Consider the following 13,385-nt stretch of genomic DNA (forward strand, 5'->3'; position numbering starts at 1 on the left):
TATGTCCAGTTCACCTTTATTGCAGATAGATAATCTCAGCATTGCCTTCCGCAAAGGCGATCAGGAGCAGCGCGTTGTCGATCAGCTGTCACTGACGGTGAACGCAGGTGAGACGCTGGCGCTGGTTGGTGAATCAGGCTCGGGTAAGAGCGTCACCGCACTGTCGGTTTTGCGTTTGCTCCCTTCCCCGCCAGTCATTTATCCACAGGGGGATATCCGCTTCGCAGGGCAATCGCTGCTGCATGCTGATGAAAAAACACTGCGTCAGATACGCGGCAACCGGATCGCGATGATCTTTCAAGAGCCGATGGTGTCGCTTAACCCTCTGCAAAGCATTGAGAAACAGCTGATTGAAGTGCTTTCGCTCCACCAGGGTATGCGCACCGAGGCAGCCCGTAGCGAAGTCATTACCTGTCTGGATCGCGTAGGGATTCGGCAGGCGAAAAGCCGGTTGAATGACTTTCCGCACCAGCTTTCCGGCGGGGAACGCCAGCGTGTCATGATTGCGATGGCGCTGCTGACACAGCCGGATTTACTGATTGCCGATGAACCCACAACGGCGTTGGACGTGACCGTGCAGGCGCAAATATTGAAATTGCTGAACGAGCTGAAGCAAGAACTAGGGATGAGTTTACTGTTCATCACCCACAACCTGAATATTGTCCGTCAGTTAGCAGATAGCGTATCGGTCATGAAAGCCGGTCAGGCCGTAGAACATAATCGCTGTCAGCAACTTTTCAGCGCACCGCAGCACTCCTACACGCGCCAATTGCTGGATGCCGAGCCGTCGGGCGAACCGCTTCCGGTAACAGATGACGGCGAACCTCTTTTGCGGGTGGAAAAACTGCACGTTTCATTTCCCATCAAACGTGGCCTTTTGCGCCGTACCGTTGACGAAAAGCAGGTAGTGAACAATATCAACTTCACCTTACGACGCGGCGAAAGTCTCGGTCTGGTGGGGGAATCCGGCTCAGGAAAAAGCACGACCGGACTCGCGCTGCTGCGCCTGATTCAATCACGCGGCGATATCTGGTTTGACGGCCAGCCCTTGCAAGGGCTAACCCGTAAGCAAATGCTGCCTTTCCGCCACCGGATTCAGGTTGTCTTTCAGGATCCGAACTCTGCGCTGAACCCGCGGCTGAATGTGGAGCAAATTATTGCTGAGGGATTAACCGTCCATCATAAGTTGAGCAAAGAGGCGCGCGACCAGCGTGTGGTTGAGGCGATGCAGGAAGTTGGGTTGGATCCGACGACCCGCTACCGCTATCCCTCCGAGTTTTCCGGCGGTCAGCGTCAGCGTATCGCTATCGCTCGCGCCCTGATACTGCAACCGGAGCTGCTGATCCTTGATGAACCCACATCATCGCTGGACAGAACGGTGCAGGCACAAATTCTGGCGCTACTGAAATCATTACAGGAAAAGCACAAAATCGCCTACCTGTTTATCAGCCATGATTTGCAGGTTATCCGCTCACTGTGCCATCAGGTTATTGTGTTGCAACAAGGTGAAGTGGTCGAACAGGGCGAATGCAAACAGGTATTTGCGCACCCTGCCAAACATTACACGCGTGAACTGCTACAGTTTTCATCCTATACGGCGGAAACACCGTCGGCATAATACCGCGGCGCCAGTCTGCTGACGCTGCGGTTTAAAAGGGGTATTGTGCCGATACGGACTCAGCGATAGCGACACCGACGTTCTTCAAACGGCACATTGCCGTACTTTCATCATTGCGATGTAAAAACAGGCACGGCTCGCCTTCCCATTCCAGAACGGCGCATTCAACCTGAATCTCAGACAGAGACTGATGCAACTGGTGCATGATTTTCCATGCAATATCGCCGTCATGGCTCAACAGCTTGAGGCCAATCAGGTTATTCTCTTCTTCTCTGCCGCTCAGCGGAATCGGTTCAACATTGACGCCTGCAAAACCCGATAACCAGCGATAACTTTGCGGCAAACGATGCACTACCGAAAGTTGGAAACTGTCCACTACTGTTTTCCTCAGGTAATAATTCACAAAATAGTAACATATTTATCATAGTAGCGTGTTCACACCATTTCTTGCCACCTTTCGTGAACAAAAAAACAACAAACGCACTTTTTTCATATCGTGATAGTGGCGATTTCATATCGTGATAGTGGCGAACAAGCCTGATTGCAAGCACTATTAATGCCAAATCGATCACGAATCTTTCTTCTTTTCCGGCTATATGTAACCTTTTCCATTTAATATCTCAACCCTTTTCGACCCGTCCGTTCACTTTTGGGTCAACTATTTTACATTTACAAAACAAAAAACCATGACAGGCTGTCGCCGTCAGAAAGGAAATGAAGAAAGAAGAAAACAGACTCAAGTGCAGGAATACCTTTCCTGCACCGGAGAAGAAGGGAAAATCAGGACGCGGCTGAGCGGTTCGCGTACCGATACAGCAGAAAGGCACCAATCGAACAGAGTGCCATTGATAGCACCATCGGCCAGGCGCTGTTGAATGAGGCCAGAGATAGAATAACGCCCACAATCGCGCCAAGACCGAAGCGCAGCGTTCCCGCGAGCGACGATGCTGTCCCTGCCATATGAGGGAAATCATCAAGGATAACCGCCATCGCATTCGACGCAACCATCGCAATACAGCCAACAAACAGCGCAACGCCAAATACCAACGGTAAGAACCCGAGATCGAACAGGCAGACAATCACCAGCCATATACCCATCGCAAACTGGATCACCAGCCCCGCACGGAACATCGCCAGCGCGCCCAACCGCCGCACATTACGGCTGTTAAACAACGTCACCACAAACAGGAAGACGACGTTCAGAGCAAAGTAATAACCAAAATTCTGAGGCGACACACCATACAGGTTGATATACACAAATGGCCCGGCGCTCAGGAAGGAAAACATGCCGCAAAACGACAGCCCGCTCGCCACCATATAGCTGAACACCCGCTTGTGGCGGAACAGGATGGCAAAATTCCCGATGGTAGTGCGCAGATGAAATTTCTGCCGCTTCGCAGGCGGTAAGGTTTCTTTGATAAAAAAGAAAATCAGCGCTGCGGCCAGAAACGCCGCACCAGAGATCGTCCAGAAAATCGAATGCCAGCTAAACCATAGAAGCAGCCAACCACCAGCAATCGGCGCAATGAGCGGTGCGACCGTCATCACCAGCACGACAAACGACATCATGCGGGAAAAATCATCCCGCGAGAACATATCGCGCATCAGGGCATTAATTACCACCGCAGCGGCAGCGGCAGAAACCCCGTGCAAGAAACGCATGTAGATAAGCTGCTCTACCGTTTGTGCCAGCGCACAGGCCACGCCTGCAAACGCAAAAACCAGCGTACCGCCGAGGATCACAGGCTTGCGCCCCAGGCTATCCGCCATCGGCCCGTAGAACATCTGGCCAATCGCAAAGCCCAGCACATAGGTACTGAGCGTCATTTGGACGTGTCCATCCCCCACGCCAAACTCGTTAGCAATGGTCGGTAATGCAGGCAAATACATATCGATGGCTAACGGCATTAGCATCGAAATCAGGCCAAGAATAAAAATCAGCCCAAGATGAGAAGAACGGCGTAATTGCACTAATAACTCCAGATTAGAAAGAAGGTCATGCTATACAGCATTATTTTACGCTGGCGATCTCCTCATCGCTTAATTCCCGGAATTCCCCCGGTTCCAGTTCACTATCCAGCCAGATGTCGCCAATACGCTCGCGGTGTAGCTCCACAACCCGATTCCCCACCGCCGCAAACATCCTTTTCACCTGATGATAGCGACCTTCGCTAATCGTCAGTCGAACGACATGATCCGTTATCTTCTCAAGCGTAGCGGGTTTAGTGAGATTCTTCTCGTTATGTAACTGTACGCCCGCTGTAAATTGCGCGGCGGTATCCTCGGCCAGCGGCTGCTCCAGCGTCACCAGGTAGGTCTTTTCACACTGATGCTTAGGCGAGGTAATACGATGTGACCATTGTCCATCGTCCGTTAACAACACCAGCCCCGTGGTATCGATATCCAGTCGGCCTGCCGCATGCAGTTTGTGCGCCACCGGGACATCCATAAAATACAAAATGGTGGGATGATCGGGGTCGTCCGTTGAACAGACATAGCCCTGAGGCTTATTCAGCATGAAGTAGCGCGGACCGGTCTGCTGTTCCAGCGGATTGCCATCAAATTCCACGTTATGCTCGGGGGATAGCTTGAACGCACCGCTCTTCACCACGTCACCGTCAACGGTCACACGCTGCGCACGCAGTTCACGCGCCACCAGCGAACGACTAATTCCCAGATGCTGGGATAAAAATTTGTCCAATCGCATTAAAGCTCACTACCTATCTCAAATAACAGCCAGTCTCAAATCATGAGACCCTAAATTGTGAGGGGGTAGTATAACGAGGGTTTGTTCACGCGTCCTGCAATTCACCGTCCATAAGTGGCTCTTTTTAGCCGACCTTCAGGCTGCACAACCGTTGCTTATCCCTCGCGCCGGGTATTATCAACAGGCATAATAAGGGCAATTTTTTACATTTTAAGGACAACCCTATGTCATCTATTCACGGTCATGAAGTGTTGCAAATGATGATCGCATCCGGTGAGTCATTTACCACCGAACAGCTGATCAGCACGATAGAAGCCCGCTTCGGCAACGAGGCGCGTTTTCATACCTGTTCCGCCGAAAATATGACGGCCTCGATGCTGGTACAATTTCTGTCTGAACGCGGAAAATTTATCCCGCAGGATGCGGGCTTTACCACCAGCGCCAGTAAAATCTGTCAGCACTAGTTATGTCGTTCACACTACGGCCTTACCAACGTGAGGCTGTTTCCGCCACACTCGACTATTTTCGCCGTCATCCCCAACCAGCCGTCATCGTTTTGCCTACCGGCGCGGGGAAAAGTCTGGTCATCGCTGAACTGGCGCGGCTCGCACGCGGCCGCGTGCTGGTGCTCGCGCACGTTAAGGAGCTGGTCGCACAAAACCACGCCAAATACTGCGCCTGGGGGCTTGATGCGGATATCTTCGCCGCCGGGCTGCAACAGCGAGAAAGTCAGGGAAAAGTGGTCTTTGGCAGCGTGCAGTCTGTCGCACGCAACCTCGACCAGTTCGACAAGGCGTTCTCTCTGTTGATCATTGATGAATGTCACCGTATTAGCGACGACGATAACAGCCAATATCAACAAATCATCCAGCATCTGCAAAAAACCAATCCACAGCTGCGGCTGCTTGGCTTAACCGCCACGCCTTATCGGCTTGGCAAAGGCTGGATATACCAATATCACTACCACGGCATGATACGTGGCGACGAACGCTGTTTATTCCGCGATTGTATCTATGAACTGCCGCTGCGCTATATGATCAAACATGGCTTTCTGGTGCCGCCTGACCGACTGGATATGCCGGTAGTGCAATATGATTTCAGCAAGCTCGTCGCCCGCGGCAACGGGCTATTCAGTGAAGCTGACCTGAATCTTGAACTCAAACGTCAGCAGCGCATTACGCCGCACATCATCAGTCAGGTCATCGATTATGCGCAAACGCGGCGCGGTGCGATGATTTTTGCGTCCACCGTTGAACACGCCAAAGAAATTACGGCTTTATTACCGGTTGGTCAGGCGGCATTGGTCAGCGCCGATACGCCAGCAGCCGAGCGCGATGCGCTGATTGACGCCTTCAAACAGCAGTCGCTGAAATATCTGGTCAACGTGGCGGTGCTGACAACGGGGTTTGATGCCCCGCATGTCGACCTTATCGCTATCCTTCGCCCAACAGAATCTGTCAGCCTGTATCAGCAAATCGTCGGACGCGGTTTACGCCTATACCCGGGAAAAACAGACTGCCTGATACTGGATTACGCCGGCAACCCGCACGATCTCTATACGCCAGAAGTCGGCAACAGCAAGCCACATGCCGGTAGCCAGCCGGTGCAGGTCTTCTGTCCTGAATGCGGCTTTGCCAACCTATTTTGGGGAAAAACCACCCCAGACGGCGATATCATCGAACACTATGGCCGCCGCTGTCAGGGGTGGGAAATAGCGGAGAACGGCCACCGCCAGCAATGTGATTTCCGGTTCCGGTTCAAAGTTTGTCCGCACTGCGGCGCGGAGAATGATATCGCGGCGCGGCGCTGCCACCAGTGTGATGAGGTGTTAGTCGATCCCGACGACATGCTGAAAGCGGCGCTGAAGCTGAAAGACGCACTGGTTTTACGCTGTAGTGGCATGAGCTTCGAGCAGGGGCAAGATGCAAAAGGAGAATGGCTGAAAATCATCTACCACGATGAAGACGGTACCGAAGTAAGCGAACGTTTTCGCCTGCACTCCACCGCGCAGCGCCACGTTTTCCTGCAACAATTTTTGCGCGTTCATCAGCGCGCGCCGGGAACACCGTTTAACTGGCAGCATGCCGCCGACGTTATCGCGCAGCAGGCCTTACTGCGCGCCCCAGACTTTGTTGTCGCCCGCAAACACGGAAAATTCTGGCAAATCCGTGAAAAGCTCTTTGATTATCAGGGACGATTTCGTCGTGCCAATGAGCTCCGCGGCTAAAGTATACTCTAAATAATTCGAGCTTCAGGCAGGCGGCAAGTGAAGGACAAATTCGTCGGGAACGAATTTGACCGGCCAACGGCTGGCCTCCGGTGAGAGACAGGATGTCTCTCATTTCATCCCGATGAGCTTACTCAGGTAAGTGATTCGGGTGACAGACAAATCTGCTAAAAGCAGATTTGAACGCTGCTTGCAGCGGCCCCAACGGGGCGAGGCTCACGCCAGTGTGCCGAGTATCGCTGCCAACGCACATGAAACTTGAAGTATGACGAGTAATGCTGAGATTCATTTGCCCGCAGAGGCATATTCCGCTAGAATTCAGCCCGCTTTTGTTCGCAAAAGCTGAATAACCCCGCCTGCTGCTGGGTCGCCTGTAGCAGGGTTACTTTATATAAGTAGAGAATAAAATGATTACTATCAAAGCAGAAGTACGTAAGGATCAGGGTAAGGGTGCGAGCCGCCGCCTGCGTTCCGCTGGTAAATTCCCGGCCATCGTTTACGGTGGTTCAGAAGCACCAGTTTCTATCGAACTGGATCACGACTCAGTGAAAAACCAGGAAGCAAAAGAAGGCTTCTACGGTACTGCGCTGATTCTGTCTATCGATGGCAAAGAAGTACAAGTTAAAGTTCAGGCTGTACAACGTCACGTTTACAAGCCAAAACTGACTCACATCGACTTCGTACGCGTTTAGTTTGCGCTGAAGTTGTTTTCCGGGACGCCGGAAAAGAAGAACGCCGCTTATGCGGCGTTTTTTTTATAAAAATCTATTCATTCACAAAGGAATGTGAACATGTCTCGTGATATCCCACAGCGGCTTATCGCTATTGATGCCCTGCGCGGTCTGGTGATGGTGCTTATGCTGCTAGACCATGTGCGGGAAACCTTTTATCTGCACCTGCAACTTGCCGACCCAATTGATGTAACCAGCACCGACCCCATGCTATTCATCAACCGTACGCTGGCGCATCTGTGTGCTCCCGTGTTTGTCTTTTTAACCGGGCTCTCTGCCGCGCTTTACCATCAGAAAGTACAAAATCGCCGACAAACCGCCCTCTTCCTGTTCCAGCGCGGCTTAATTCTTATTTTACTTGAACTCACGCTGATCAACTTCGCGTGGACGTTCCAGTTTCCGCCGCAGGTTATCTATTTACAGGTCATCTGGGCTATTGGCATGAGCATGCTCGCCCTCAGCGCGTTAATCTGGTTACCTGCCGGGCTGGTTTTCATACTCGGCCTCGTTATCGTGGGCGGACATAACCTGCTGGACCCTCTGCAGGCTTCAGTCGGTTCCATCTGGTCGATTCCCTGGGCGATACTGCACGATCGCGGTTGGATAGGAATCGGCGAAACCTTCCGTATACGGACCTCCTATCCGATACTTCCCTGGATTGGTGTGATTTCACTTGGCTATGCGGCTGGTGCGTTATACCGGAAAGACGTTTTTCCGCTTCAGCGCCAGAAGGTCTTACTCACCGCGGCAGGAATCACACTCGCGCTGTTCTTCGCTCTACGCAGTATCAATCTGTATGGCGACAAGCCCTGGCAGCAGAGTGATGTCATCACGCAGACGCTCATGAGCTATTTCAACATCACGAAATATCCACCCTCGTTGCTGTTTCTCTGCCTGACGCTCGGTATCGGGCTTTGCCTGCTTGCGGTGTTTGAACGTCAGCAGCAGAAGCGTTGGCTTGTTATGCTGGCAAGCTTCGGCGCCGCCCCGATGTTTTTCTACCTATTGCATCTGTATGTTTTAAAAGGCCTGTATTTAACCGCTGTTGCAGTCTGGGGGAAAAATCAGGGAGAGTGGTTCGGCTTTTCCGCCGTCTGGCAATTGTGGGGGTGTACTCTGGTGCTGATGGTCGTATTATTTTCGCCGGTTCAAGCGTTTGCCCGTCTAAAAGCCCGTCGCCGAGACATCCGCTGGCTTAAATATTTCTAGCCGTTATCGTTCCCAAACATTAGCAGTCGCTGCCCTTTTTCTGACGATAAGAAAAAGGGCAACGTCGTCTTCTGGCGTGATGCCGACTATTTGCCGCTGCTCGTCCGACGCTGTAGCTGATCGCGCAGATTCGGCGGTGTGCCTTTAATCGTCAATGTATCCGTCGCCGGATCCCAGAAAATGCGCTCACCGAGCAATAGCGCATCAAAATTCAGACTGATGCCGCCGCCGCTGCCCGCAAACTTGGTCAGTTGGCGTAGTGTTCCACGATCGGCAGGGAAGCTTTCTTCCAGCTCATAACCCTGTTCCGTTGAAAACTGCTGAAAAGTTTTCTCACCCAGCGGTGGCAGTTCCTGCGACAGCGACGCCAGTTCGATTTCCTCACCGGACTGCAATTGCTCATTGCAGTAGCTATACACCTGCTGACGATAATTCTGACGCTCGTTTTTATCTAACTGGGCTTCGTCACAATACTCATCAACTGCTTTCAGCAAGCCGCGGTTTTGTGCTTTGGTGTCCAGCCCTTCCGAAGCAGCCAGAAAATCCATGAAAAAATCAGACACTTTGCGCCCGACGCGGCCTTTCAGGAACGTCAGATAGCGCGTAGATTCTGGATTGGTTTCCCATTCGGTCAAATCAATACGCGCAACGATATCGGCATGATTGATATCCAGATAGTGCGTGGTGCTGATATCCAGCTGTTCATTAACCCGCATGCTGTTGCAGCTATTGAGCACCGATATCAGCAAGTAGTCGACCGCCAGATAACGGTACTGACAGAACAACACGATACCGCCTTCGGCAAACGGGTACTTCGCCAGTTCGTCACGCAGACGTCCGGTTGCGGCACGTGAGAAACTCAGAAAGTCCTCATCCCCTTTGCGACAGGCTCGCAGCGCATCCGCCAGCTCGCTTTGCTCATTAAACAGCCCATAGGCCTTACTTTTGGCGCTGTAGACGCGATGCAGTTCAGCCATCATCTCTTCGACTGCCGCGTTGGTCGACAGCAGGGAATCACGCAACACCATTTCCAGCGTTTGTTCGTCACGTTTAATTAGCTGATGCAGGGCAATCTGGGCGATATCCAGACTCATGATAAACTCTCCTTTTGGCAAGGCGCGTATTCAAACACTGATGCGGACAGCCCGCAACACATAAAGCCGCCCTTCGCACCGGTACGCGCGCTAAGCGTCTACACTACTTATTGATAGAAGCACGCCAGTAATAAAATACGGTAATGATAAAAGTGCGGAAAAGCATAAGCCTATACGGTAAGATAAGCGACTTTACCAGCTTGAGATACGCCATTTTATGCCACAATCATCCCGTTATAGTGACGAACACGTTGAACAACTGCTTTCTGAGATGGTCAATGTTCTGGAAAAGCACCGCGCCCCGACCGATCTTGCTTTGATGGTGCTCGGTAATATGGTGACAAACCTGATTAACACCAGCATCGCGCCTGCGCAACGTCAGGTTATGGCGCGTTCTTTCGCTGAAGCCCTACAGGCTTCAATTAAAAAAGCCGATAAAGCTCACTAAGTTTTGACCAACGTATGGTAACCAACCGTCAGCGCTACCGCGAAAAAGTCTCCCAGATGATCAGTTGGGGACACTGGTTCGCCTTATTCAACATTTTGCTCACTTTGGGGCTGGGTAGCCGCTATCTGTTTGTTGCTGATTGGCCGACCTCCCTGTTCGGTCGAATTTACGCGCTGGTTAGCTGGCTCGGTCATTTCAGTTTTATCGTCTTTGCTGCTTATTTGCTGGTCATCTTCCCGCTCACGTTTATTGTGATGTCGCAGCGCCTGCTGAGGTTCCTGTCTGCGGCGCTGGCAACGACTGGGCTGACGATACTGTTAGTGGATGTTGAGGTCTTTACACGTTTTCACCTGCACCTCAACAGCACCGTTTGGGAACTTGTCGTCAACCCGGGGCAAGGTGAGATTGCCCGCGACTGGCAGTGGATGTTTATCGGCATTCCATTGATTTTCATGGTGGAAATGCTGTTCGGCACCTGGTGCTGGCAAAAATTACGCAGCCTGAACCGCCGCCACTTTGGCAAACCGCTGGCGGGCGTTTTCATCTCGGCGTTCTTTGCATCGCACCTGATGTACATCTGGGCCGATGCAAATTTCTATCGCCCAATTACGATGCAGCGCGCCAACCTGCCGCTGTCTTATCCGATGACGGCACGCCGGTTTCTGGAAAAACATGGTCTGCTGGATGCACAGGAATATCAGCGCCGGCTAACGCAGCAGGGTAATCCTGAAGCCATAACGGTGGAGTATCCGCTCAATAACATCACCTTCCGCGATAACGGCAGCGGCTACAACCTGCTGATGGTGATGATCGACGATACGCAGCCCGATGCCATACAAAACCGGATGCCAAATCTGTCGCGCTTCGCCGCAGAAAACGTGCGCTTTAGCGATCATTACGATTCAGGATCTCAGCCAGACGCCGCCTTGTTTAACCTGTTTTACGGCCTCTCGACGACCTATATGGATGGCGTCCTGAGCGCGCGTAAACCGTCAGCATTAATCACTGCATTAAGCCAGCAGGGCTATCAGTTCGGGCTCTTTTCAGCGAACGGCTTCAACAGCCCGCTCTATCGTCAGGCGCTGCTTTCTGATTTCTCATTACCTGCACCGCAACAGCAAAGCGGCGATGCCATCATCACGCAATGGCAGGAGTGGCTCAACCGCGATAATAACCCTGCCCCCTGGTTCTCTTACATTGAACTCAGCAGCGCGCCAAAAACCGCAGATGGCAAAGGGACAGAACCCAACGTCCGTGTAAATATTCAGGACGTTGACCGTCAGATCGGCCAAATTATTCGCACCTTACAGGAAAAAAACGTTCTGGATAACACCGTCGTCATCGTGACAACGGCACAAAACCAGAATGCCAATACCAGTAATGCAGCACGTTTTGCCCGAACCCAGTGGCAAACGCCGCTCATTGTTCACTGGCCGAATACCCCTGCGCAGACCATTACGAAAATGACGGACAACAAAGACGTCATGACCACGCTGATGCAGCGCCTGCTCCATGTTAAAAACAGCACAGATGATTATTCACAGGGTGAAGACCTGTTCTCTGCCCAACGACGTTCCCCATGGTTGATTAACGGCAATGGCGGCACGCTGATAATCACAACGCAGGAGCAGCTCATCGTGTTGGAAAGCAACGGCAACTACCGGGCTTACGACATGGCGGGAAATCGGCTGAATGATGAAAAACCACAGCTTGCCCTTCTCTTGCAGGTACTAACGAACGAAAGACGCTTTATTGCCAACTAACTGCCTAAATCTAAAGCAGTCGTTCCATCAGGCTATTGCAATAAGGTCAGGAAAAGGTAGTATGAATGCCCATAGCATCGGCACGTAGCGCAGCCTGGTAGCGCACCGTCATGGGGTGTCGGGGGTCGGAGGTTCAAATCCTCTCGTGCCGACCAAATTTCCCCCAACGTTTTGTCTACTGAAGTCCAGACAAGACTATAAAGAACAGATTAAACAGTAGGTTGCATAAGCCTGCTGTTTTTCTGTTGTCTACTGAATTCCATATTGATACATTGAAATCCACACTTTTTAGGCATAGATATAGGCATACGACGCAACATGTAGCCTAAACCCTATGCCTAACAGCTTTGCGGATTTGATTGGAGAGCGATATGGCACGTCAGACAAAGCCCCTGAACAATACTGAGGTCAAAAGCGCCAAGGCCACTGACCGTGCCGTCACCCTCTACGATGGAGACGGTTTAGAATTACAGGTCACCCCGAGCGGTTCAAAACTCTGGCGTTTTCGCTACTACAAACCCTTCACTCGCAAACGTGCAATGATTAGCCTTGGCGCTTACCCTTCGGTATCTCTTGCCGAAGCGCGTAAGCTCCGCGAAGATGCACGACTTCTTCTTAGCAAAGACGTTGATCCGCAGGAGCATAAGCAAGCAGAGCAATCACGGCAAAAAAATGCTACAGAAAACACATTTGAAAAAGTTGCTGCCGAATGGTTTAAAACTAAAGAATCAGCAGGTTTGGCAACACATACGTTGAACGATATCTGGCGATCCATGAGCAAGTATGTGTTCCCCCACATTGGCTCTATGCCTATTGCTAACATCACGGCTCAACGATTTATTGGAGCGTTAGAACCCACTCATGCGGCTGGAAGACTTGAAACGGTTAAACGTCTGAGTCAACGTATTAATGAAGTCATGGATTATGCCCTCAACTCTGGTCTGGTATCTGTAAATCCAGCCGCACGAATTGGACGAACATTCCATAAGCCGAAGGTGAAGCATCGCCCTGCCCTCTTGCCAGAGCAATTGCCACTTCTGATGAAAACACTCTCATTTGCCAGCATTGGGCGACAAACCCGCTGTCTTATCGAATGGCAATTACTCACCATGACTCGACCAGCCGAAGCTGCCGAATCACGCTGGGATGAAATCGATTTTGACGCAAAAGAATGGCGTATTCCTGCTGGTCGTATGAAGATGAAGCGTGAGCACGTTATCCCACTCTCAGAGCAAGCGCTGGGGATTCTGGAAGTCATGAAGCCATCAGTAAGCACAGGGATTATGTCTTCCCCGGATATCGTAATCCACTTGAGCCAATGAACAGCCAGACAGCGAACATGGCACTCAAACGTATGGGCTTCAAAGATATGCTTGTAGCTCATGGTATGAGAGCCATTGCTTCGACCATACTCAATGAAAAAGGATTTCCCCCTGATGTGATCGAAGCAGCGTTAGCGCATATCGATACTAATGAAGTCAGGAGAGCCTACAATAGAGCCCAATATCTGGAACAACGCAGAGATATGATGGCGTGGTGGGGAGAGCATGTTGAGTCAGCTTCATATGGTAAAACGAGCATCGTTTCT

Annotated in this window: 11 protein-coding genes, 1 tRNA gene and 1 pseudogene; 9 read left to right on the forward strand and 4 right to left on the reverse strand. The window is 51.5% G+C overall.

Annotated elements, in window-relative coordinates:
• Position 1 precedes the first annotated feature (1 nt).
• A complete protein-coding gene (gene yejF, locus WCT94_RS10590; RefSeq protein WP_336869529.1) occupies positions 2–1,618 on the forward strand; it encodes a microcin C ABC transporter ATP-binding protein YejF in 1,617 nt (538 codons plus the stop codon).
• A gap of 31 nt (positions 1,619–1,649) precedes the next feature.
• On the opposite strand, the gene WCT94_RS10595 is transcribed toward yejF, so the two are convergent.
• The 3 genes from WCT94_RS10595 to rsuA all read right to left on the reverse strand — a co-directional run bounded on the left by WCT94_RS10595 (position 1,650) and on the right by rsuA (position 4,325).
• Positions 1,650–1,994 (reverse strand): YejG family protein, encoded by a 345-nt coding sequence (locus WCT94_RS10595; protein ID WP_015839902.1) that lies wholly within the window; start codon positions 1,992–1,994, stop codon positions 1,650–1,652.
• A gap of 404 nt (positions 1,995–2,398) precedes the next feature.
• Positions 2,399–3,589: a Bcr/CflA family multidrug efflux MFS transporter gene (locus tag WCT94_RS10600; protein WP_336869530.1), complete on the reverse strand. Its 1,191-nt coding sequence runs from the start codon at positions 3,587–3,589 to the stop codon at positions 2,399–2,401.
• A 40-nt stretch (positions 3,590–3,629) separates the two neighbouring features.
• Positions 3,630–4,325: a 16S rRNA pseudouridine(516) synthase RsuA gene (rsuA, locus tag WCT94_RS10605; RefSeq protein ID WP_336869531.1), complete on the reverse strand. Its 696-nt coding sequence runs from the start codon at positions 4,323–4,325 to the stop codon at positions 3,630–3,632.
• 224 nt (positions 4,326–4,549) lie between these two features.
• Between rsuA and WCT94_RS10610 the strand changes: the two genes are divergently transcribed.
• The 4 genes from WCT94_RS10610 to WCT94_RS10625 all read left to right on the forward strand — a co-directional run bounded on the left by WCT94_RS10610 (position 4,550) and on the right by WCT94_RS10625 (position 8,492).
• Entirely contained in the window at positions 4,550–4,789 is a 240-nt protein-coding gene (locus WCT94_RS10610) for a YecH family metal-binding protein (protein WP_015839899.1), read from the forward strand.
• A 2-nt stretch (positions 4,790–4,791) separates the two neighbouring features.
• A complete protein-coding gene (locus tag WCT94_RS10615) occupies positions 4,792–6,552 on the forward strand; it encodes a DEAD/DEAH box helicase (RefSeq protein ID WP_336869532.1) in 1,761 nt (586 codons plus the stop codon).
• A gap of 407 nt (positions 6,553–6,959) precedes the next feature.
• Positions 6,960–7,244 carry a 50S ribosomal protein L25 gene (rplY, locus tag WCT94_RS10620; RefSeq protein WP_015839897.1) on the forward strand — a complete coding sequence of 95 codons (285 nt, stop codon included), beginning with the start codon at positions 6,960–6,962 and terminating at the stop codon, positions 7,242–7,244.
• A 99-nt stretch (positions 7,245–7,343) separates the two neighbouring features.
• Positions 7,344–8,492, forward strand: coding sequence for a DUF1624 domain-containing protein (locus WCT94_RS10625; protein ID WP_336869533.1), 1,149 nt, complete (start codon positions 7,344–7,346; stop codon positions 8,490–8,492).
• Between the two features lie 86 nt (positions 8,493–8,578).
• On the opposite strand, the gene yejK is transcribed toward WCT94_RS10625, so the two are convergent.
• Positions 8,579–9,586, reverse strand: a complete 1,008-nt coding sequence (yejK, locus tag WCT94_RS10630) for a nucleoid-associated protein YejK (protein WP_181828314.1) — start codon at positions 9,584–9,586, stop codon at positions 8,579–8,581.
• A 217-nt stretch (positions 9,587–9,803) separates the two neighbouring features.
• On the opposite strand from yejK, the gene WCT94_RS10635 reads away from it, so the two are divergent.
• From WCT94_RS10635 to WCT94_RS10650, 4 genes and pseudogenes are all read left to right on the forward strand, one after another.
• Positions 9,804–10,034, forward strand: coding sequence for a YejL family protein (locus tag WCT94_RS10635; RefSeq protein WP_180741327.1), 231 nt, complete (start codon positions 9,804–9,806; stop codon positions 10,032–10,034).
• A gap of 14 nt (positions 10,035–10,048) precedes the next feature.
• Positions 10,049–11,797, forward strand: coding sequence for an LPS biosynthesis-modulating metalloenzyme YejM (yejM, locus tag WCT94_RS10640; protein ID WP_336869534.1), 1,749 nt, complete (start codon positions 10,049–10,051; stop codon positions 11,795–11,797).
• Between the two features lie 78 nt (positions 11,798–11,875).
• Positions 11,876–11,952, forward strand: a tRNA-Pro gene (locus WCT94_RS10645).
• 216 nt (positions 11,953–12,168) lie between these two features.
• A pseudogene (locus tag WCT94_RS10650) lies at positions 12,169–13,385 on the forward strand (integrase domain-containing protein); the annotation flags it as partial.

This window comes from Pectobacterium sp. 1950-15 (assembly GCF_037136835.1).
GTDB lineage: Bacteria > Pseudomonadota > Gammaproteobacteria > Enterobacterales > Enterobacteriaceae > Pectobacterium.